Here is a 22,970-nt window from a genome sequence, read left to right as displayed (position 1 = left end):
GGGAAATTAGCCCGCGAAAACTTGCATTCGGCGGGGAGATAACCGAAGATCCCAAAGCCTTTTTATTGCGTAAAGCCCCAGATGACACACTCAGCCTCGACCGACACTGCATTGCCCGATAGCCATAACCAAATCCGCGCGCAATTTCCTACCCTCACGCAAATGTTGGGCGATTATCCCCTGTGTTATCTCGATACTGCGGCCACCAGCCAAAAGCCGCAATCCGTGTTAGATGCCATGGCGCAGTATTACCTGAACGACAATGCCAATGTGCACCGCGCGGCGCACCAATTGTCGGCGCGCGCGACTTCTAGCTACGAGAAGGTTCGCGATGAGTTACAAGGATTTATTAATGCTAAGCGCCGCGAAGAAATCATCTTCACCCATGGCACCACTGAGTCGATCAATCTAGTCGCCTATGGCTTAACGCCACAGGTTGCAGCGGGCGATCTGATTTTGATCGATACCGCCGCCCACCACGCCAACATAGTGCCTTGGCAAGAATTGGCAAAACGCACGGGCGCCTTCATTAAACCTATCCCTCTCGATAAAGATGGCAGGCTCGATCGCCATGCCTATCAAGTATTGCTCGCCCTCAAGCCTAAGGTAGTTGCCCTGTGCCATGTGTCGAACGCCTTAGGCACAGTGAATCCAGTTATCGAGTTAGTGCAGCAAGCCAAGGCGCAGGGGGCTATCACCTTAGTCGATGGGGCGCAGGCGGTTGCACATTTAAGCTTAGATATGGCCGCCATCGATTGTGATTTTTATGTATTTTCAGGCCATAAGATGTATGGCCCAACCGGCATTGGCGTGCTTTATGGCCGCTTCGATAAGTTAGATACGCTCACGCCACTGTTAACGGGCGGTGAGATGATTAAACGAGTGAGTTTCGATGGCACCGAATTTGGCAGTTTGCCTAATCGCTTAGAGGCAGGCACACCACCCATCTGTGAAGTCATCGGCCTAGGCGCCGCTATCCGCTTTTTGCAACAACACTTAACGCCAGCGGTTCAGGCCCATGAGGCAGAACTACTGCAGTATTTACAGCAGCAGCTGCGCGCCCTCGGAGATGTGCATCTCTATGCTGCCCATAGTGATAATCTCGGTGCGGTTGCCTTTAATCTGGGTGATGAACATCATCAGGATGTCGGGATTTTATTAGATCAACAAGGCGTTGCCGTACGCTGCGGCCATCACTGCGCCATGCCCTTGATGCAAAGCCTTAACCTGAAGGGCTGCTGCCGAGCATCGATTGGGATCTACACCAATAAAGCCGATATCGACCGCTTTATTGCCGCCTTAGCCTCTGTCAAAGAGTTACTGCTCTAATCCACTCGCTAAGGGCTTACATCATTGCGCCATCAGGCAACACGCTTAAGAAGAGGACATTTTCCCCATGACATTGCCAATCATGCCCGCTGCCACCGAGTTTGATTACTCCGTTGAGGATTCATCGAGCCTGTTAGCCCGTTTTGAGCAAGCGCCAAACTGGCAGGAAAGATATCGCCAAATCATGTTATTAGGTAAAACCTTACCGAGTTTAGCGGATGAATTTCGCCTTGAGGCCGCCCAAGTCAAAGGCTGCGAGAGTGATGCCTGGCTGTACCATATTGAGCAAGACGCTAAGCATTATTTTCTGGCCGATAGCGATGCGCGCATCGTGAAGGGGTTAATCGGTTTACTGCTGAGTGCCTGTCACGGCAAACAAAGCGACGAGATACTCGCCTTCGACCCTTCCACCTATTTCAAACAATTAGGGCTTGAGGGCCAATTAAGCCCCTCGCGCACCAATGGCTTACACGCCTTAGCCAAGGCGATGATTGATGCGGTAAAACCCTAAATCAATCTGCGGGTTAAATCGGTAAAAGAGGGATTTAATCAAAGACTTCTACACCTTAACAGGGTATAAAGAAGTAAAAATTAGCTTCATCTGAAGGAGAGCGCACGCCCATGAAGGCTGTTAATCAAGATCGTCGAACGCTGTTAAAAGGGATTGGCGCCGCCACGCTACTTTGTCCCTTTGCCAGTTTCTCCAGCCTTGCTGCGCCGCGCTCTCGGCGCTTATATATCGATGGTTTATCCTTTTTGCCCGATGACTTAGCCGATGTCCCCGCATCGGGGCTCGATGCCTTTTTATGTGATATCTCCGCCATCGAAACCATTGAACAAGCCGACGGCACCTTAAACTACAAGCGCACCTACAAAGCATGTATGGAAAGCATCCAGCAAGCCGCGAAACGCGTCAGCGAACATTCAGACATTCTCCTGCAAGGCTTAACCGGACGCGATATCCAATTGGCAAGGGAGAGCAATCGCACTGCGGTTTTCTTCCAAATCCAAGGTGCGGATTGCGTTGAAGAAGACAGCGAGGCCAACCAATGGGCCCGCGTTGATAAGTTTCACCGCCAAGGTCTGCGAGCACTGCAGCTCACCCACCATTACGGCAATACCTTTGCGGGCGGCGCCCTCGATAACGATGCCAATGGCGGACTCAATAAACCTCTTACGGCACATGGCCGTGCACTGATTGAAAAACTCAATCATGCCAATATCTTAGTCGATGTCAGCCACTCGAGCGCCCAAACCGCGTTAGATGTTGCCAAACTCAGCCGCGCGCCCATAGTCCAAAGCCACGGCGCGGCGCGTGGTATCGTCAAACATGCTCGTTGTAGCCCCGATGAGGTGATCCGCGCCATTGCCGACTCAGGCGGCGTATTCGGGGTCTTTATGATGAGCTTTTGGCTCACCAATAATGCCGTCCCGACCGTTGATGACTATATCCGCCAGTTAGAATATGTCGCCCGTGTCGGCGGGGTCGATTGTGTCGCCATCGCCAATGATTATCCGCTCAGAGGCCAAGAAAATCTGTTAGCCCTGAATAACGACAATGCCCAGGGCGTGAAGGAATATCAGGAATGGTGGTACAGCCTAAGAGCTAAAAAAGTGTTAGGTTTTGATGCTGAGCCAAGGCATGTGGTCATTCCCGAACTAAACCATATCGAGCGTATGAGCCGTATCGACGATGCGTTAGCTAAGGCCCGCTTTAAGTCGACCGATCGCGACCGCTTTATGGGCGGAAACTGGCAAAGAGTGCTCAATCAGGTACTCATCTAAGCCCGCACTAACAAAGTCATGGTTGAATTGCGAATAATCACTCGAGTAAATGGACCGTCATGCTGACCACCCTAGCCATCTCTAACTATCGTACCTTGAGGGAGATAGTCTTACCCCTTGGACGTCTGAATCTAGTGACTGGCGCTAACGGGAGTGGCAAATCCAATTTATACAAAGCCTTACGACTATTGGCTCAAACGGCCCAAGGTGGCGTTGTTAATGCGTTAGCGCAGGAAGGCGGCTTAGACTCCTGTTTTTGGGCAGGCCCAGAAAATCTCACCAAGGGCATGTTAGCGGGCGATACGCCAATTGAAGCGACGGTCAGGCAAGCGCCCAAACGCCTAAAACTCGGATTTGCTGGCGAAGATTTTAGTTACCTGATCGAACTTGGCCTCCCCAAACCCGACTCCACCACCCTATTTGGCTTAGATCCGCAAATCAAACGCGAGGCGATTTGGAATGGCCCCAAATATCGCTCCGCCAGCGTGTTAGTGGAGCGCCGCGGTCCTATGGTGAAGAGTCGCAGCCCCGAGGGACAAGGTTGGCTCACCTTGAGCGCTCATCTGCAAAGTGGTGACAGTATTTTTACCGAACTTGCCGATCCGGAGCGTAGCCCTGAAGTGTTAACGCTAAGGGACAGCATTCGCGCCTGGCGCTTTTACGATCATTTTCGAACCGATGCCGAAGCGGCAGCGCGTCGTCCGCAGCTCGGGACAGCCACTCCCGTATTGCACCATGACGGTCGAGATCTCCCCTCTGCCATACAAACTATTTTTGAGATTGGCGATAAAGCGGCATTCGATCATGCGGTAACCGATGCTTTTCCGGGGGCCAAGGTGCGTATCACGCCCCAAGCGGGCGGGATACTCCAACTCGAATTCCACCAGCAGGGCTTGTTAAGGCCACTACATGCCAGTGAACTCTCAGACGGTACCCTGAGGTATTTACTGCTTATCGCCGCATTACTTACCCCAAGACCACCCGAGCTAATGGTATTAAACGAACCCGAAACCAGCCTGCACCCCGATCTATTGCCCGCTTTGGCTCGGCTTATCGCCAAGGCTTCCGAGGGGTGTCAGCTTTGGGTCGTGTCCCACGCTAACCGCTTGATTAATGCCTTGAGTCAGTTTGAGCATTGCAATACCTTGGCACTCGATAAAAATCTAGGGCAAACCCAAATTGTGGGGCAGGATTTACTCAATACGCCGAGCTGGCAATGGCAACTCAAATAGCCGCTAAGATATAACGTCTCTGCATCATTCGGCATCGTAAAACACGGCCAGCCATAGGGTTTCATCCTCTGAACTGGTCGACGCAACTCTGTGCTTTTGATGCGGCGCTAGGGTGAGGTAATCCCCTGGTTTTAGGGTAACTAACTGAGCATCTTCGAATTCGAGCTGCGCCTCTCCTTTGAGCAACATGACCCACTCATATTGAGATTGATCGTACCACTCCCCCGACGGCGTCGAATGACCTTGCGAGATAATGCGTTCAATCTTCACCTTGCCATTGCAAGCAAGGGTTTCGAACACTTCTAGTGATAAATCATCGGGGAGTGACTGATAAAAATTTTGTAGCATCTTGAATCCTTATCATGGCTCGAGAGCAAGATAATCTATTGAGAAACCAAAGTATAAACCGTTATCATAGGCGCTCTTAGGGCTAAGAGCCTTATGAGATGACAAAAAAGATCGTTGTATCATATGGATATGGAGAAGTTGACCTATGTCGTTGTTTCGCGCATTTAAAGCTAAGCTATTTAATGCCAAGAAAAATAGCTGCGCCCATCAAGACATACCTCTTCAAACCTCTCCCAATCCCGCTCCACTCCCATCCAGTACCTTCAAACCCTATTTTAGTCTTGCCATTCAAGCGACTCCGGCGCAAGCCACTCATTCAGAAACCCTCGAAGAGTTTACCCGCCACTACTTCGACAGCCCGCAAACGATCGAGCTGCTCGGTTGGGAGCGAGAGCATGAATCCTGTACCTTTCACGAGACCCAATTTGACCGCATCGAGATACACGGCCCAGTGCAAGATTTTTATCTCGGTCAGGATAAGACCTGTAGCCTAGAGCCGGATACTGATGCAGCGACAACTCAAGCCCGCTGGCAAGTGGCACTGGTAAACCCGCAAGAATTAGTGATCTGCCGTTTTCATGTCGATGCTGAGCACAGAGTACAAGGCGATATGCAGGACTTCGGCAGTCTCACGGGCAAACTGCAACGGACATTCCATCAGATTGAGACAGAGCAAGGTCAGAATCTACTGCGAATTGTCACCCAATCCCCCAACCTCACTCAGGCCGTCGATTGCAATTACTTTGGTGAGCGCAACGGCATCACTCGCCAATTCAATGCCTTAGGTGTATTGCAGTTCGAAGGACATTTTATTGAGGAGCAACAGCTCGGGCGCCAGACTTGGTATGACAATGAAGGCAAAATCAATCAAGTCGAAGAGCGCCACTCCGAAGGAATGCTACTAACCCGCTACTATAGCAATGGTCAGATCAAAGAAACCACCGAAAAGGATAGTGAAGATAATTATATCAACCAGTTAACTCGCTATTATGAATCAGGCGCCCTGTGGCTGATACGCCCCATGCAGGCGGGGAAAATCCATGGTACCGAACATATCTACTATGAAGATGGCACGCTGCAGGCCGAATTAAGCTATGACATGGGAGAGCTGGTTAAAGAGCTTTGGTACCATTCCAACGGTAATCTGAAACAAAAAGTGCATCTAGATGCAGCGGGCAAAAGCCTCGAAACCTATTACGAAGATGGCCAACTCGCCTGGCGAGAACAGCTCAATCCACAGGGAGTAAATTGCGGTTTACGTCAGGAATGGCACCCCAATGGCGTGCTGGCAAATCAACTCAATTTTGTTGATGGCCTTGCCCATGGTAACAGCGAGAAATGGTATCCGAACGGACAGCTTGAACAATGCATCCCCTTTGAAAATGGCCATGAGCAAGGTCTTGCCACTTGGTACCATGAAAATGGTCAACTCTCCCTTGAGATCTACCTTGAAAAAGGCTTAAGAGAAGGCCTTTTCCGCAGCTATTACGAAAGCGGCGTATTGTCAGCCGAGGGCCAATATCAGCACAACCTCTCCATCGCGCCCTTTATCGAATACTATGAAAACCAGCAAATTCAAATGTATTTGCCCCACACTCAAGGCAATCGCGATGGCACGGCCCGCTGGTTTTATGAAGACGGTACCATCAAGACGATTGCTGAATATGTTGTCCGCGATGGCCAAGGTTACCTTAAGGAACGCTCCTCCTATAACAAACAAGGTGTTCTCGAATCCTTTGAGAGCCACTCCAACACCCGTTGCGGCTACCATCTTGAGGATAATCAACGGGAATATTATCAAACGGGTCACCCAGATACTCGCATCGAATACTATGAAGATGGAGCTATCCGTTGGCTGCTCACTCGCCTAGATGAGAACCTATTCAGCTCAAAAGCCTTTTCAAAACAAGGCGAATTGCTCGAATCTGGCTTTGTAAAAGTGATAGAAAATGATTATCAGGATGTCGGCCACTGGCAACGTTTTACAGCTCAAGGCCAGTTACAACGCGAAGCCTGGCTCAGCGACGATGGCAAGCTCAATGAAACCCGCCACTATTTTGATGCTACCGAGCAGGAACAGACGGTAGCAACGGAAACCTGCGGCGATGACAGCAACATTGTCGAAGCAATGGCTCGGGCCAATGATGCGAAGAAGCCTCAAACGTCGGCGCCTATTCTTAGTTACCATTTGAAATTTGACCCAGCTAGTCAACTCTATGCCATGAAACGCTATCATCCGAATCGTCAAATCGCCGAAGAAGGCAACTTACTTTTTCAGGGGCAAGAACACTTTTGGGTGGGGATCCACAATCAGTACGATAAACAAGGCCGGCTCGAACTATCAGAAACCTATACTATGAATGGTGAACCGATAGAACAGTCCAGCGGTTCAAACCATAGAGTCTTGAATTGATTGAATATCAGCAAGTCTATGCAGCAACGACCTGCTGATAACTCAATCGCTAAAACAAGGGATTAGAGCGCAAACGTCGCTATGGTCTTTTGGATCCCAACGACATCGGTACCGCGTTTGAGTTCTTTAACCAGTGGTTCGCTTTGGCCTGAAATCCAAATTTTAAGTTCAGCATCCATATCGAAATGGCCAGTGGTTTCCACTTCAAAATGAGTAATGGATTTATAGGGCACTGAGTGATAGCTGGTTTTCTTGCCCGTCAGTCCTTGCTTATCGATTAAGATCAAGCGTTTGTTGGTAAATACAAACAGATCGCGGATCACTTTATAGGCCAGTTTTAACTCTTCCTGAATACCCATAATTGGGCGCAGCTCTTCGGCCAGTTCCTGTAAATCGACCTCAGACGCATTCCCCAATAACCCATCTAACAATCCCATGCTGGCATCCTTTATTATTGAAATTTTTCAATAAAATATCCTGTAGTTAACCAAGTGGCAACAAAGAGAGCGGCAACGGCCCTAAAAACAAAAAGGGAGCATTGAATACTCAACGCTCCCTTGATAACCATTCAAGCCTAGTCAAACCTAGATTAAACAGCTTTTTGACCGCGAACCTGGCGGTTTTCACCAACGACCATCATCTCGCATTTTGGACAGTCGAACACCAACTTCAACACATCGTTACCAATCTCAAGCACCATAGGGTCGGCCTTAATGCCCGGTACTTCCTTAGGACAGAGATTGAAGTTAAATCGTAGGCAATGCTTAGTGATCATTAACGGCACATCTTCGGTCACGCCGTTTTTCTCGTAGGTGTCCTGAATTTCAATCACGCCATGGCGCTGATAAAAATCCTTCGCCTTTTCGTTGGCCACGTTACCTAAGTAACTTAAGTGTTTGAAGGGATACACGGCATCTTGGTTATATTTCCAAGGTTTGGGACGCTGGTAGCCTTCCACTCGGGCAAGTTCTAATGCAGCTACCGCATCACGGCGCAGACCATTGAGCACAGATGCTGGCAGGAACCAAGGCTGAGCGGTTTCGATACTGATCTGGCGCGCAGTAAAGTCGGTACTGCCCAGTTTCGACAATTGAGTACGGATAGTCTGCAAGGTTTTTTCAGCGTCGGTGGCGGGCGTCTTTTCGACTGCAAGCTCAACCGTTGCACTGAGACCGTAGATATCCGTTAAGGTCAACGCCACGCCCGTAGCGGTATCAGTTAAACGCATATCGACGCCGATAATACGCTTGGCAGACTCCTTGGAAAGTAAAGTCTCGAAGGCTTGGTTATGGTTACGATACAGCGTCATACCAACACGCAGATCGCGCGGCACCTGCAATACATGCAGCTTATGACCTTCGGCACGGTTAACACGCAGTCCCTGCAATTTGTCATCGGACTGTTTGGCCATCGCATAGTTTGGCGGGAAATAGGCTAAGCCATCGCCGTTATTAAATTCGTGGGTTGAACTGACTTGAATAAAATCTTTGCCGATGGCGACCACTTTACCCACATCTTGACCGATATATTTTGGCGAGCGGAAATCTTTAATCCCTTGGCTACGCTCATTCACAAAGTAATCTGTGCTGCCACGGTTAAAGGTTTTTTCGGGATCCGGAGTAAAAGTATGTTCAGTACGGCCGTGGGATGACGCTACAAACTCAGGGCGACGCGCCATAATAGCATCGAGCTTTTGACGATAATGGGCAGTCACGTTTTTAACGTAACTTAAGTCTTTTAAACGCCCCTCAATTTTGAAAGAGCGCACACCGGCATCAATCAAGGCTTCGAGGTTATCGGTTTGGTTATTATCTTTTAATGAGAGTAAATGCTCGTTTTGCGCCAACACATCCCCTTGGCGGGTCTTTAGATTGCCCGGTAGACGACACATTTGCGAACATTCACCGCGGTTTGCACTTCGATTACTAAAGGCATGACTTAAGTTACATAATCCACTGTAGGCCACACACAGTGCGCCGTGGATAAAGAACTCAATCTGCATATTGGTATGAGCTGCAACCTCACGGATTTGGCTTAAGCCTAACTCGCGCGCCAATACCACTTGTGAAAAACCCACTTGCTCTAAGAAGGCGACTTTCTCGGGATTACGATTGTCCATTTGCGTACTAGCATGCAGCGCAATCGGCGGCAGGTTAAGTTGCAATACGCCCATGTCCTGCACAATCAGTGCATCAGCGCCCGCGTTATACACATCCCAAATCAGCTTTTCAGCAGTTTCGAGCTCATCGTCCATCAGAATAGTGTTAATAGCCACAAACACTTGCGCATGATACTTATGAGCAAAAGTACAGAGACGGGCGATATCTTCCACACTGTTACCCGCGGTCGCACGCGCTCCAAATGCGGGACCACCGATATAAACCGCGTCGGCACCATGGCGAATGGCTTCAATGCCATAATCGGCATTTTTTGCAGGCGCCAATAACTCTAAGCGGTTATTAACGTGAGAAAGTGTCTCAGGTGTGTAAATCTCTGGCTGGCTCATACTTCACTGGCTCAAAATGAACAATCACGAAAAAGGTGACGAGTATAACAAAAACTCAAATCCAGCTCTATCTGCAAATCATTTTTCGCTGGATTAAAGCGAGGCGAGATCAGCAGGAGAGAGAACAAACTTGCGCCCCAGAGCCGAGCAGAGTATCTTTTCCGCGCATTGTTTAATAGGCGCGATTATGACTGATTTTATATACCAACCACCGACAACTCCCTGGCTCGATGTGCTTTATCAAGATAAAGACATAATCGTGGTCAACAAGCCATCTGGATTATTGTCCGTGCCCGGTCGCGATCCTGCCCATTACGACAGTGTGTATGCCCGAGTCAAAGCCGAGCATCCCCATTGCCAAATCGTCCATCGCCTCGATATGGCGACCTCGGGTGTCATGGTGGTTGCGCTCATTCGCAGCGCCGAGCGCGAGCTAAAACGCCAATTTCACGATAGAGAAACCAGCAAAACCTATCTCGCCAGAGTCGCTGGACACGTTAAAGATACAACGGGTAGCGTGGATTATCCGCTGATCTGCGACTGGCCCAATCGCCCAAAACAGAAGGTTGACCACGAAATAGGTAAACCCTCATTAACCCACTTTGAAGTGCTAAGCCGCGCCAAACGCTCGACTTTGGTAAAGCTAAAGCCGATTACAGGGCGCTCACACCAACTCAGGGTACATATGATGGCGCTGGGGCATCCAATCCTCGGCGACGGTTTTTATGCGGATCCGCTGGCAAAATCCCTAGCACCGCGATTATTACTCCACGCCGCAGAGCTCACCATTAAACACCCTTACACGGGTGAGAGCATGACGTTCAGCGCCGATGCTCCCTTTTGTGAGCCAGAAGGTGAGCAATGATCACTAAAAACAATAAAAACACCTAAAAGCAGTAGCAATTCACCATAAAAGAACGTAACTTTATGACAATTCATTATGTTATAGAGAGTTTATTTATGGAAACCGCATTTCAGCGTGATCAGCTAGATAACCATATCCTCGAAGCCTTAATGCAAGACGCACGCACCCCGTTTGCCGAGCTTGCCAAACGTTTCGGCGTGAGTGCGGGGACTATCCATGTGCGTGTCGAGAAAATGAAACAAGCGGGGATTATCACCGGTGCCCAGATCACCATCAATCCCAAGGCTCTCGGGTATGATGTTTGCTGTTTTATTGGAATTAATCTCAAAAGTGCCGGCGACTACCCCGCCGCCATCGCCAAGCTGAACGCCTTAGAAGAAGTGGTAGAAGCCTACTACACCACAGGCAACTACAGCATTTTTGTCAAAGTCATGTGCCAATCCATCGATGGCCTGCAGCACGTGCTGATTAATCGCATCCAATCCATCGACGAAATTCAATCGACTGAAACCCTTATCAGCCTGCAAAACCCTATCACAAGAGCAGTAAAGCCTTAGTTACGGCTCTCACAAAAAAGCCTTCAAACAGAATGCTATATCGCAAGAATTTGACTTAAGTCTTTTTTCTGACAAAAGTGTTAACCGCACGATATTTTTGTGTTACAACTTCATTGCTAGCCATCACAATGAGCAGCATAACAATAACAATTTAGCTACAAGGTGCTATTAACAAGTACCAAAAGCATTAATTGACAAGGAATGAAGTTGTGAAGACAAAATTATCTATCGCTATCTCGGCGGCACTATTATCAAGTGCAGCAGTTGCTAACAGTGGGTTCACTTTTGAAACTTACTCACCAGAAATCACCGCTCAAGACCAATATACCAAACCTAAACTAGCTGGAACTAACCTTACTGCTCCACAACGTTTTATCGTTGAAATGGAATCACCAGCTCTAGCCAAATATAAGGGTGGCATTGGCTCTTACGCTGCGACAGCCACAACTCAGAAGGGACAAAAGCTAAACGTTCAGTCTTCCGAAGTGAAGAGTTATTCAAACTACCTAGCAAAAGAGCAAAACAATTTTGCAGCAGCTTTAGCCAAGACTATTCCTAACGCTAAAGTAGAGCGTCAATTTCAAACCTTATTCAATGGTGTAACTGTTGTTGGTCAAGGCCTAACCGCTGACACTTTGGCGAAAATGCCTAGCGTGAAATCTGTTTATCCAGAAAGTATGTACGAAATTAGTATGGACGCATCACACCAAGTCATTAATACCCAAGCCATGTGGAATGCTGTTTCTGGTATGGAGAATGCTGGTAAAGGTATTCGAGTTGCGGTCATTGATGGTGGTATCCGTCCAGAAAACCCAATGTTCGCCGATGCAGGTTTTACAGCACCAAGCGGTAATTTACCGAAGGATGACTACTGCTCAACTGTAGATGCTTCATTTTGTAACAATAAATTAATTGTTGCGCGCTGGTCACAACCAACATTCCAAGTATGTCCAAACGAATATATGAGCCCTCTCGGGTATGGCGGCCATGGTACGCACGTTGCGGGCACGGCTGTTGGCAATAAAGTATCAACAACATTTAAAGAGATCCCTGTTGAATTATCAGGTGTTGCACCTGCCGCCTATTTAATGGTCTATAAAGCACTCTATAGCAAGGCAGACTGTACTGGTGGTAGTGGTTCTAACATTATGCTGATGGAAGCGTTAGAACACGCTGTAAATGATGGTGCAGACGTTATTAACAACTCATGGGGTGGAGGTCCTGGTGGCGATCCAGCTAGCAGCCCTTACAAAACCATGTTTGAAGCCGCTGAAGCCGCTGGGGTAGTTGTTGTAACTGCCGCAGGTAACGACGGTAATGGTCCACAAACGATCGGATGTCCAGGGTGTATCGAGTCAGGTATCACAGTGGCAAACACAACGACTGGACGTTATTTTGCTAATAGCTTCAATACTGGTGGTGATGATCTATTAGCCATTCCTAGTTCAGATGCTAACTTAGTAGCAGATATTACTGGTACTGTAATTGCTGCAAAAAATTTAGATGCTGAAAATGCGAATGGCTGTAACGCTTTTGCAGCGGATTCTTTTAAAGATGGCATCGCCTTAATCTCTCGTGGCAGCTGTAATTTCACATTGAAAGCTGCAAATGCCAAAGCCGCGGGGGCTAAAGCCGTTGTTGTTTATAACAACGCAGCAGGGGCCCCAATCACCATGTCAATGCCTGGTGAAGAGTTTCCTGCGGTGATGATTACAATGGATGCAGGCTTGGCCATTATTGAGTCAATGGGCGAAACTGCAACTTCAGGCACAATCGTTGCCAAGACTAAACGTATTATGGTTCCTGAACTTGCAGATAACCTAAACAGCACTAGCTCTCGCGGCCCAGATGGTAACCAAAATATCTTAAAACCAGATATTGCTGCTCCCGGTACAAATATCCTATCCGCATTCTCACCAGACGATGGCGGTGAAGACTTCAATATGATCTCAGGAACGAGTATGGCAAGCCCACATGTTGCAGGTGCTGCAGCATTGATGAGCCAACTCCATCCAGATTGGAGCGCAAACGATATTAAGACAGCCCTCACATCAACAGCTAAGTTTGATGGCATTCTTGATGATGATGCTGTTACGCCAGCCACACCATTCGATATGGGTGCTGGACGTATGGATTTAGATGCTGCTGCGAAAGCAGTGCTTACATTTGATAAACCATCCATTGCATCAGATTCTTGTGTTGGTCCATGTACTTTCACTCGCACTGTGTACAATAAGGGAAATACCCAAACATCTTGGAATTTATCCGCCTCTTCTGATAGCACTGGAATTACGGTATCTCCTGCAACTCTCGAATTAGCTGCAGGGGCTTCAGCAACCTTTACCGTAACGGTTGACTCTACGTTTGCGGAATACGGTGAGTGGATCTTTGGTAATACCATGATTACCAGTGCGGATGGCTTACAAGATGCTCATTTACCGCTGGCTGTTTTAGCTAAAGAATCAAGTGACTCTAACCTGATTTCAACCTACACAACTAAAACAGATATCAATGCTAGTGATGTCATTCCCGTTGTGGCTTCAATCAACAATACCGTATTTGAAAATACAGTCACTGTTACTGCACAAGCTCCGGTAGGCACTAAACTTACCTCTAAAGATGACGTTAAAGTTACACTTACAGGTGCGACACAAAATGGATTACAAGTTAACGAAGACCTTGGCTCAGTGACTTGGGTTGGTAAGCTCGACCTACCTCAAATGAACACGGTAAAAGGCGCACAACGATTCCCAAGTATTGTTGAGTTAGGTGTGAAACCTATTGCCTGTTCAGATGGTTGTGATGAGCAATCCTTTACCTTTACCGTTCCTAGCTTTAAATACAACGGCGTAAGCTACAACAAAATAACCATTTCAGACAACGGATTGGCGATTGTTGGCGGCGGTAGTGCTAGTGGAACCTATGCTAACAAGGAATTACCTGACGGCAGCAACCCTAACAATATTCTAGCGCCATTCTGGTCTGATTTTGACTTGTCAGATAATACAGCTGGCGATACGGGTGGCGGTAACTTAGCGGCGAGTGTCTTCACTGATGATGATGGCGCTAAGTGGCTTGCGCTTGAATGGAATAAAGGTCAGCTCTATGGTGATACTTCTGGTACTGCCTATACCTTTAGCATCTGGATAAAAACAGGTGATACTGAAGAAGTCGTATTTAACTATATTGACATCCCGAATATGCCTGCCAGTGTTACTATCGGTGCCGAGAATATCGGTGGCACGATCGGAACAACTTATCACTACAATGGTACTGGAAGCAGTATCACTTCAGGTGATTCGTTAGCGTTGAAAACAACGACTGCTGGTAATGTCACCATTAACTATGATGTAAAAGCAACAAGCCTAAATGCAGGACAAGCTGATACAGCTGAAACAAATGAAGAAACCTTAGTCTCAATTGATGTGTTAGCTAATGATGACAAACCAGATATGAAAGTTGCACGAGCATCTATCACTGGTGATGGCATCACAGCAAACGCACAGCGTATTTTTGAGATTATGCCAAAAGGTGCCTTAGGCAATATCAGTATCGTAAAAGCACCATCACATGGCACTGCAACCGTCAATGCGACTGGAGGTATAGACTATACGCCTGCGGTCGATTACTTCGGCTCTGATAGTCTCAGTTATACCTCTCAAGATGAGGACGGCAATACTGGTGCTGCGGCAATGGTTTCAATTACTGTCAATAATGTGAATGATGCCCCTGTAGTAACACCACAACCACATAGTGGTACTGTTGGAGAAGCCATTACGCTAAAGCCAAATCCATTCGATGTTGATGGTGACAAATTAACATATGTGTGGACACAAACTGGAGGAGAAAGTCTGAGCTTTACTTCAACAAACGAGAATATAACTGTTACACCTAAAAAAGCAGGTGTGTACACCTTCACTGTTGTAGCTAACGATGGCAAGCTTCAAAGCAATACAGGCGAACTCACTCTCACCGTCGCAGACAAGCCTGATTCAGGTGGCGGTGCACTGGGTTGGTTAACAGCATTGTTATTACCTCTGGCGGCAATACGTCGTCGTATGAAGTAATCTGTTCATATAAGTAAGCAAACAAAAGGGAGTCTAAGTGACTCCCTTTTTTATTATTTAATGTCCCGTCCTGAAAGACGTTAGACATTGATGGTATCAACAAGAAGCTGATTACGAGCGCAGCCCTATGCCTCTGGAGATCAGGTAATAAGCAACGCCCCAAAGTACGGCGCAAAAGCCCACCATAATGCCAATTGAAAGCGGAATGCTGATATCGGCAAAACCTAAGAAACCGTAACGGAAGACGTTGATCATATAGACCACAGGGTTCAGTGCCGAAACGCCTTGCCAGAATGATGGCAGCAACGACAGTGAATAGAATACCCCGCCGAGGTAGGTTAAGGGCGTGAGCACAAACGTCGGGATGATGCTGATATCATCGAAACTCTTGGCAAATACTGCGTTAATTAATCCCCCTAAGGAGAACAGCACTGAAGTTAAAAATACCGTCATGACCACAAGGCCTGCATGATGTAAGCTGATGTCGACAAAGAACATGGCGACTAGCGTGACGATTAAACCAACGCATAAGCCGCGAGCGACACCGCCACCCACGTAGCCTGCGATCATCACATAGTGAGGTACGGGCGCGACCATTAACTCCTCGAGATTGCGCTGAAATTTCGCGCTATAGAAAGAGCTCGCCACATTCGAATAGGAGTTAGTAATCACCGACATCATGATTAGACCTGGCGCGATAAACTCCATATAAGATACGCCACCCATATCACCAATGCGGCTACCGACCAAGTTACCAAAAATCAAAAAATATAAGGTCATAGTGATTGCTGGCGGAACTAAGGTCTGGATCCAGATCCGGGTAAAACGATTAATTTCCTTAGTTAATATGCTTTTGAAGGCGATAAAATACAGCTGTTTCATGCCTTAGCTCCTTGGGTTTTCTTCACTAACTCGACGAAGAGTTCTTCTAAACGATTGGATTTGTTACGCATCGACAAAACCTCTACCTTAGCGGCGGTTAGTTGCGTAAACACATCATTGAGATTGTGATCCTTCGCCACATCCACCTCTAAGGTATGCGGATCGGTTAAACGGCAAACCATACCATTGAGTGCAGGAGCGACATCGATGTCGCGGCGCAGGTCAAGGATAAAGGTTTCAAGATTCAGCTTACTCAGCAAGGCCTTCATGCTCGTGCATTCCACCAACACGCCCTTATCGATAATGCCGATATTACGACACAGCATTTCTGCTTCTTCAAGGTAGTGGGTGGTCAGAATGATAGTCACGCCCTGTTGGTTGATTTGCTTGAGGAATTCCCACATTGAACGGCGTAGCTCAATATCGACCCCTGCAGTTGGTTCATCTAAGATCAGTAACTTAGGTTCGTGCATCAGGGCGCGGGCAATCATTAATCGCCGCTTCATCCCGCCTGACAGCGTACGAGATTGGCTGTTGCGCTTATCCCACAAATCCAACTGGCTTAAGTATTTTTGGGCTCGCTCAAGAGCCACGGCCTTAGGCACACCATAATAACCCGCCTGATTCACGACGATTTGCAGTACCGTTTCAAACTGGTTGAAGTTAAATTCCTGTGGCACTAAACCGATGCACAACTTGGCTTCCTCAAGCTGCTTGTCGATATCAAAATCAAACACCTGCACAGAGCCTGCGGTTTTCTGCACTAAGGAGCTGATAATGCCAATGGTGGTCGACTTACCTGCGCCATTCGGGCCGAGTAGAGCAAAAAAGTCTCCCTGTTCAACGGTAAGGCTAATCCCCTTTACCGCCTCAACGCCGCCTTTGTAGGTTTTTTTTAGCCCCTCGAGTACGAGAGCATGGGCATGATTGGCCATAGTGCTACCTGATCCTGAAAGAATGAACAAAACAATAAGATGGTGTCGAAAACAGCAAATGCAATACGCCAAGCTGTATAAAAACGAAGTATGACTCTAGTTGATTGAATCAATACAGATTAATTTATTAAAAATTACTAATAGATCACCAAACGCGGATAAATGCAACCAAACAGTATTTGCGTCGCCAACTTACAGCACAAAACAAAACTCCCGCCTAGGCGGGAGTTTGAGTCATAACGCATCGGGGCTTATTCGAGCGGCACCACTTTGGCTATATAAGGCAAGTTGCGGTATTGCTCAGCATAATCGATGCCGTAACCCACAATAAACTCGTCAGGAATCGTAAAACCGATAAAGTCGACCTTAACATCCACTTCACGGCGCTCGGGTTTATCCAACAGAGTGCACAGGGCTAAGCTCTTTGGCTCACGCAATAACAGCATTTCGCGCACTTTGTTTAAAGTGTTGCCCGAGTCAATTAAGTCTTCCACAATCAGCACGTCGCGACCCGCGATATCCGATTGCACATCCTTCAGCACTTTCACATCCCGTGAGCTGGTCATGGCATTGCCATAGCTCGAAACCGACATAAAATCGATTTCAACATGGCCTTTAATACGGCGGCACAGATCAGCCATAAATACGACTGAACCTTTTAATAATCCCACCATCAGCAAACGCTCGCTGTTGGCATAGTGGGCATTGATTTGCTCGGCCATTTGATCCAATTTTTGGCTGATCTCTTCCGCGGAGATCATCACTTCGGTGGTGTGTTTCATATCAGTCTCAATTGTCGATGTCATTAGGGGAGTGTTTGTCATAGCCCCAGCGACTCGTTAATGCATGGTCAACGCCCAAATGATCGAGGATTCGAGCGACCATGAAGTCTACCAGATCTTCTACGGATTTGGGATTATGATAAAAGCCCGGCGCCGCAGGCATAATAGTGGCACCTAAGCGCGATAGGGTTAGCATATGCTCTAAGTGTATGGCATTAAACGGAGTTTCCCGCGGAACTAGGATCAGCTGACCGCGCTCTTTTAATACCACGTCCGCCGCCCGTTCGAGCAAATTATTGCTCATGCCAGTGGCAACAGCTGCCAGTGTCCCCGTCGAACAAGGGCAAATCACCATTTGTTTAGGGGCTGCACTGCCTGAAGCTGGAGGCGAAAACCACTCATCTTTGCCTAATACCACTAACTCGCCAGATAAGGTTATCTTCTTCTGTGCCAGCACATCGAGCAATTGTGCCTTGGCTTTATCGCTATTAGCACTGAGCTGCAGGCCATGTTCAGTGGCCAGCACCACACGGGCAGCGCTCGAGATCATTAGAAATACTTGGTAGCCCGAGGCTAATAAACATTCTAATAATTTCAAGCCATAAGGCGCGCCCGAGGCTCCCGTCCAAGCTAAGCTAATGGCTTTCTCTGATTTGGCATAGGCCATATTAGTCCGCCTGCTGAACAAACTGAGGGCTGACTTCGAGCGCCGCCAACAGTTTCTTATGTAAGCCGCCAAAGCCGCCGTTACTCATCACCACGATAGTGTCACCCGCTTTTGCCGAGGCAGAGACTTTAGCCACAACATCATCAATCTGATGTAGGACTGTCACAGGGATCACCGCCGCTTCCATCGCCTCTTTCATATTCCAATCGATAGTATCGGCTTGATATAAAAAGGCTTCGTCCGCTTGCAGCATAGAATGAGCCAGTGTGTCTTTGTGCACACCACTCTTCATGGTGTTCGAGCGCGGCTCTAATACGATAGTGATTTTGCTTTGACCGACCTTGGCACGCATGCCCTTAATAGTGGTCGCAATCGCCGTTGGATGGTGAGCAAAATCATCGTATACGCTCACACCGTGAACAGTACCCAACAGCTCAAGACGACGTTTCGGCGGTACAAAGCGGGTTAATGCCGCGATAGCGGCACTCGGTTTAACCCCAACATGGCGCGCGGCCGCGATGGCCATTAGCGCATTCTCGATATTGTGCTGACCAATCAGCGCCCATTCGAGTACACCTTGGGATTCACCATCGAAGAAGACTTCAAACTCATGGCAATCATCACTTAAAGCCTTAGCATGCCAGCCCTTAGTCACCTCCGCGGTGTGGAAGGTCTCTTGCTCGCTCCAGCAGCCCATATCAATGGTTTGTTTTACCGCGTGGGAATCGGCAGGCCAAATCACTTTGCCTTGTCCTGGCACGGTACGGATCAGATGATGGAACTGTTTTTGGATCGCCGCTAAATCAGCAAAAATATCGGCATGGTCAAATTCGAGGTTATTGATCACCAGCGTACGGGGATGATAATGCACAAATTTAGAACGCTTATCGAAGAAGGCGCTGTCGTACTCATCGGCTTCGACCACAAAAAACGCCGATTCCCCTAAACGGGCCGACACGCCAAAGTTTTGTGGCACACCACCAATCAAAAAACCAGGTTGATAACCACAATCCTCTAAGATCCACGCCAGCATGCTTGAGGTAGACGTTTTTCCATGGGTACCAGACACGGCTAGCACCCAACGCTCAGGCAGAATATGATCGGCTAAAAACTGTGGTCCAGAAATGTAAGGGATCCCAAGGTTTAATACCGCTTCGACACAAGGATTACCTCGGCTCATGGCATTACCAATCACCACAAGATCGGGATAACTGCCCGCTTCACCTAACTGGCTTGGGTCAAAACCTTGAATGAGTTCAATACCTTGCTCTTCAAGCTGCGTACTCATCGGTGGATAGACGTTGGCATCCGAGCCTGTCACTCTGTGCCCTTTTGCCCTAGCCAAGAGTGCTAGACCACCCATGAAGGTTCCACAAATTCCTAAAATATGTACGTGCATACCGCTCGCTCTGATGTTTTTGAATTCAAGGCTATTCTAATCCATAGCACCGCAGATTGGCAGGTTAGGATCTCGGAAAAGCCACTTGTTTGGCAAAGATACTGATAGAGAAAGGGATTTTTACAATTGAGTGAAGTTTAGCTAACAGAATTGTGCCACTCAGCTCACTTATCCGCGCAAGCTGGCATAGAGCTTTGGATATTGACTGCGGTGGCGATTAAAGAGGAACTGACGCAGGGCTTCTCGCTCTTCAGCTTCGGCCTGAAACCTGACAATCGCTAGTCCCTCTTCATGGCGGATAGGCTCGATTTTAACCCGCATGGTTTCACCCTCGGGTAACTGTAATTGCAACTCTTGACTATCGACTAAGCGCTCAAACTGTTGTGGTGATTTAGCTCGGATCGCCATGCCAGAACTCGATAAAGACACCACAGACCATTGTTCACCCCGATCTTGGTCGAATATCCATACATCTTCTGGCTGAGTCAAACGCCAACTTCGCTCCGCGCCAGTCGCGTCAAAGACTTCAGGCACCCCAAGAGTGGGCTGTAATTGACCAAAATCATCGAGGCGCATCTCTAAGGGAAACCAGAGTTTATAGGGGCCGACCTCGGCCAGCAGGGTTAACTTGGCCTTACCCAATAGCGAAGCCAGCGCCTGCGGCACATCGGTTTTGACCGTTAATACATGGTTAACCAAAGGCTCAGGATGAGCATCCTCGGCGTTATGGGTTATGCGATTAGGAGAAAATAGCTCTCTAAAACAAGCCAATTCCTCTAAGGTTAAATGCGGCTCATCGACCATACTGCAACCTACTCAGATGAATCCCTTGTACAAAAAATTACCACCAAAGCATGATTCTGTACATTTTTTCATCTACAAATTTGCAAAAAAAGAAAAGTAGGCTAGCAAGGCTAAGGTATGACTCCTATTAGCCATTTGCACTATTTAATGAAGAGCGAACCACTCGTTAAGGGCTACAGCTCGCGTATTGAGCTAAATCATTCATCCCTTTGCTGGCTTGCAGGGGGCGCGAAGAGGATTTTACATCGCTCCGAGAACGTCAGCCCCCGAGCCGTCACCTCGCTGAACATATCGCGCCATTCGCTAAAGGTCACTTTGAGTGGATTAAAACTGTTGACGGGTTTAGTGATCCCGTAAATCACCGTCTCGCCCTCGGGTACAAAGGTACCGAAGAGTTTGTCCCAGATAATCAAAATACCGGCATAATTTTTATCGATATATTGTGGATTACGCCCATGGTGCACCCTGTGGTGGGAAGGCGTATTAAACAGCCATTCTAATGGGCCAAGTTTTCTCACCGCTTGGGTATGCACAAAAAACTGTAACCCTAAATTCAGTAGCACCACAAAGACCACCCAATTAGGGTCGAAGCCTAATATCACCAGCGGCAACCAAAACACCCACATGCCGGCGAAGGGATACATCAAACTCTGCCGAAACGCAGTGCTAAAATTCATATTTTCCGAGCTGTGGTGCACCACATGGGCCGCCCACATCCACCGCACTCTATGGCTCGCACGATGGAACCAGTAATAGCAAAAATCTTGGGCAATCATCAGCAGTACAAAGCTGAGTGGCCCCATTTGAATATCGAATAATTTCCAACCAAATACCGCTAGATACAACTTAGCGATCAGCAAACCCGTGAGGATATCCGCGCCTTGGTGCATGGCGGCGAGACTAAAATTACACAGCACTTCCTTGGTGTGATAACGGGCACTCACTGGTAGTTTTTGTCTTCTGTCGCCGAAATACCATTCCAGCAAAATGCAGACAAAAAATAGCGGGGCCAATACCAGCAGCAACACCTCGGGGTGATTGATTAACGCGGCGATATCCATATACCTTTATCCTATTGTTATTATTGTATTAAAGCGTAAAACTGCCCATAGCCTACCAGCGGGCGTAATGGTCCTCGGTCAATCCCAATACATTGTTGAGTTGGAATTTACGTCCCTGATTGTCAATGATAAAACCGCTAAAAAGCCCCAGATATTGGCGGAAGTTACTCTTCAGCAAGATAAAATTGCGTTTCTCACTGCGGCAATTTCGCGCCGTAAACTCTAAATCGACGCGGCCATCGTGACTATAAATACGCCAGAGATCTGTGCCCTGCTGGCCATGTCGGTCAAATTCAAATTGCACAGGTCCGAGTAAATGCCGCTCGCCGTTGATCCAAAACACGTTTTCATTGGCACCGGTTTCATTAACGCCCGCCGCAAGATTTAATCCGATCACCCCTTCATCTATTTGGGCATTGATAGATGCCCAGCGCCAGCTGGTATCACGGCGCATAAAGCCAGCGGAAAAATCATAACCTGCGAGAGCAAAATTTAATGGTTGCGGTTCATGGTCTATGGTGAGTTGTCCTTTGACCGATAAGCCATTGTGTTTTTGGGTATAGGTCCAGCCGTTGTATCCCGTGGGGCTACACATGGCCATAGGTAAACTTAAGGGTAAGGCATGCAGGGTTAAATCGGCTTGAATGCTTTTAGTATCAATCACTAAATGCCAATTCCCCTCTTGGATCTCAAAGGTCACGCTAGCGCCTTTGCCGCCGATAGCGGCTGTGCCATTCGCGGGTGAAGGCGTCATCCGATAACCAAGCCCAAAGGGTTTTAACCAGTCATATTGAGTTAACCTGTTGTTTTTAATATCATATAAATAACAGAAACCACTGCCCAGATAGACGATATCCGCCAGTGCGATGCCAAGGATGTAGCGCGGCGTGATAATCGAAATAAACTGAAATTGCTTATAGTCAAACCGTTTTGCCCAAGCTGATGCGGGCTTGTCCATGGTATCGAAATAGGCAAAATCCGCTAAACCTAAGCTTCCCACTATGCCGTCGAAATGGCCGAAATGTGGCTGACCTTTGGCATTGATTAAACTGTCGGGGGCGATTTGGGTAATAATCCTAGACATAAACTCGCCTTTGCTTGTGCAATCGAAGGAGCATTTATGCTCTCTTATTTAATGTTGAATTTTTACTCTAACCTGTCGCCCATTGCATTAAAAGAGTGCAAGCTCAAATTGTTGTGATTTTGTTGCCGACAGGAATTCGGTTTAATCCCACCTGCGGATCATAAAAAAAGCGCACGAAGGCGCTTAATCGACACAGACTGCTCCACTAAATGATAGTGAATGACTAAGTAAACCTGATTCCGTAAACCTAATTC

The 22,970-nt window shown here is 47.8% G+C and carries 19 protein-coding genes; 8 read left to right on the top strand and 11 right to left on the bottom strand.

Going from position 1 to position 22,970, the window contains the following annotated elements:
• The first annotated feature begins 81 nt into the window (after window positions 1-81).
• The 4 genes from K0H59_RS04070 to K0H59_RS04055 all read left to right on the top strand — a co-directional run bounded on the left by K0H59_RS04070 (window position 82) and on the right by K0H59_RS04055 (window position 4,346).
• A complete protein-coding gene (locus K0H59_RS04070; RefSeq protein WP_220054735.1) occupies window positions 82-1,329 on the top strand; it encodes a cysteine desulfurase in 1,248 nt (415 codons plus the stop codon).
• 67 nt (window positions 1,330-1,396) lie between these two features.
• Entirely contained in the window at window positions 1,397-1,840 is a 444-nt protein-coding gene (locus K0H59_RS04065) for a SufE family protein (protein WP_133178509.1), read from the top strand.
• Between the two features lie 110 nt (window positions 1,841-1,950).
• Window positions 1,951-3,114 (top strand): membrane dipeptidase, encoded by a 1,164-nt coding sequence (locus K0H59_RS04060; protein ID WP_220054734.1) that lies wholly within the window; start codon window positions 1,951-1,953, stop codon window positions 3,112-3,114.
• 59 nt (window positions 3,115-3,173) lie between these two features.
• Window positions 3,174-4,346, top strand: coding sequence for an AAA family ATPase (locus tag K0H59_RS04055; protein ID WP_220054733.1), 1,173 nt, complete (start codon window positions 3,174-3,176; stop codon window positions 4,344-4,346).
• Window positions 4,347-4,370: 24 nt separating this feature from the next.
• On the opposite strand, the gene K0H59_RS04050 is transcribed toward K0H59_RS04055, so the two are convergent.
• Entirely contained in the window at window positions 4,371-4,694 is a 324-nt protein-coding gene (locus tag K0H59_RS04050) for a cupin domain-containing protein (RefSeq protein ID WP_011715953.1), read from the bottom strand.
• A gap of 145 nt (window positions 4,695-4,839) precedes the next feature.
• Here K0H59_RS04050 and K0H59_RS04045 point away from each other — a divergent pair, with 145 nt between their 5' ends.
• Window positions 4,840-7,107: a toxin-antitoxin system YwqK family antitoxin gene (locus tag K0H59_RS04045; protein WP_220054732.1), complete on the top strand. Its 2,268-nt coding sequence runs from the start codon at window positions 4,840-4,842 to the stop codon at window positions 7,105-7,107.
• A 62-nt stretch (window positions 7,108-7,169) separates the two neighbouring features.
• Here the strand turns inward: K0H59_RS04045 and K0H59_RS04040 are convergent, their stop codons facing one another.
• On the bottom strand, window positions 7,170-7,544 hold the full coding sequence (locus tag K0H59_RS04040; RefSeq protein WP_220054731.1) for a PH domain-containing protein: 375 nt from the start codon (window positions 7,542-7,544) through the stop codon (window positions 7,170-7,172).
• Window positions 7,545-7,696: 152 nt separating this feature from the next.
• The gene (locus K0H59_RS04035) at window positions 7,697-9,613 is read right to left on the bottom strand and encodes a U32 family peptidase (RefSeq protein WP_088211027.1); all 1,917 of its coding nucleotides are present in this window, start codon (window positions 9,611-9,613) and stop codon (window positions 7,697-7,699) included.
• Window positions 9,614-9,800: 187 nt separating this feature from the next.
• On the opposite strand from K0H59_RS04035, the gene rluA reads away from it, so the two are divergent.
• The 3 genes from rluA to K0H59_RS04020 all read left to right on the top strand — a co-directional run bounded on the left by rluA (window position 9,801) and on the right by K0H59_RS04020 (window position 15,102).
• Window positions 9,801-10,478, top strand: coding sequence for a bifunctional tRNA pseudouridine(32) synthase/23S rRNA pseudouridine(746) synthase RluA (gene rluA, locus K0H59_RS04030; protein ID WP_220054730.1), 678 nt, complete (start codon window positions 9,801-9,803; stop codon window positions 10,476-10,478).
• 95 nt (window positions 10,479-10,573) lie between these two features.
• The gene (asnC, locus tag K0H59_RS04025; protein WP_011073571.1) at window positions 10,574-11,035 is read left to right on the top strand and encodes a transcriptional regulator AsnC; all 462 of its coding nucleotides are present in this window, start codon (window positions 10,574-10,576) and stop codon (window positions 11,033-11,035) included.
• A 209-nt stretch (window positions 11,036-11,244) separates the two neighbouring features.
• Window positions 11,245-15,102 (top strand): S8 family serine peptidase, encoded by a 3,858-nt coding sequence (locus K0H59_RS04020; RefSeq protein ID WP_220054729.1) that lies wholly within the window; start codon window positions 11,245-11,247, stop codon window positions 15,100-15,102.
• A 111-nt stretch (window positions 15,103-15,213) separates the two neighbouring features.
• Here the strand turns inward: K0H59_RS04020 and K0H59_RS04015 are convergent, their stop codons facing one another.
• The 8 genes from K0H59_RS04015 to K0H59_RS03980 all read right to left on the bottom strand — a co-directional run bounded on the left by K0H59_RS04015 (window position 15,214) and on the right by K0H59_RS03980 (window position 22,716).
• On the bottom strand, window positions 15,214-15,984 hold the full coding sequence (locus K0H59_RS04015) for an ABC transporter permease (protein ID WP_011715945.1): 771 nt from the start codon (window positions 15,982-15,984) through the stop codon (window positions 15,214-15,216).
• Window positions 15,981-16,919, bottom strand: coding sequence for an ABC transporter ATP-binding protein (locus K0H59_RS04010; protein ID WP_220054728.1), 939 nt, complete (start codon window positions 16,917-16,919; stop codon window positions 15,981-15,983). Before K0H59_RS04010 ends, K0H59_RS04015 begins: the two co-directional genes overlap by 4 nt.
• 251 nt (window positions 16,920-17,170) lie before the next feature.
• Window positions 17,171-17,701 (bottom strand): hypoxanthine phosphoribosyltransferase, encoded by a 531-nt coding sequence (gene hpt, locus K0H59_RS04005; protein ID WP_011623888.1) that lies wholly within the window; start codon window positions 17,699-17,701, stop codon window positions 17,171-17,173.
• 7 nt (window positions 17,702-17,708) lie between these two features.
• Window positions 17,709-18,368 (bottom strand): flavin prenyltransferase UbiX, encoded by a 660-nt coding sequence (locus tag K0H59_RS04000; protein WP_109286988.1) that lies wholly within the window; start codon window positions 18,366-18,368, stop codon window positions 17,709-17,711.
• Between the two features lies 1 nt (window position 18,369).
• The gene (gene mpl / locus K0H59_RS03995) at window positions 18,370-19,767 is read right to left on the bottom strand and encodes a UDP-N-acetylmuramate:L-alanyl-gamma-D-glutamyl-meso-diaminopimelate ligase (RefSeq protein ID WP_220054727.1); all 1,398 of its coding nucleotides are present in this window, start codon (window positions 19,765-19,767) and stop codon (window positions 18,370-18,372) included.
• A gap of 168 nt (window positions 19,768-19,935) precedes the next feature.
• Window positions 19,936-20,571: a hypothetical protein gene (locus tag K0H59_RS03990; protein WP_088211033.1), complete on the bottom strand. Its 636-nt coding sequence runs from the start codon at window positions 20,569-20,571 to the stop codon at window positions 19,936-19,938.
• Window positions 20,572-20,768: 197 nt separating this feature from the next.
• Window positions 20,769-21,632, bottom strand: coding sequence for a sterol desaturase family protein (locus tag K0H59_RS03985; RefSeq protein ID WP_220054726.1), 864 nt, complete (start codon window positions 21,630-21,632; stop codon window positions 20,769-20,771).
• Between the two features lie 52 nt (window positions 21,633-21,684).
• Window positions 21,685-22,716: a DUF2804 domain-containing protein gene (locus tag K0H59_RS03980; RefSeq protein WP_220054725.1), complete on the bottom strand. Its 1,032-nt coding sequence runs from the start codon at window positions 22,714-22,716 to the stop codon at window positions 21,685-21,687.
• Window positions 22,717-22,970: the final 254 nt, after the last annotated feature.

Source organism: Shewanella sp. FJAT-51649 (genome assembly GCF_019457435.1).
Classification (GTDB): Bacteria; Pseudomonadota; Gammaproteobacteria; order Enterobacterales; family Shewanellaceae; genus Shewanella; species Shewanella mangrovisoli.
Note: the sequence above shows the minus strand (reverse complement) of the source record. Positions and strands in the feature narration are given on the sequence as shown.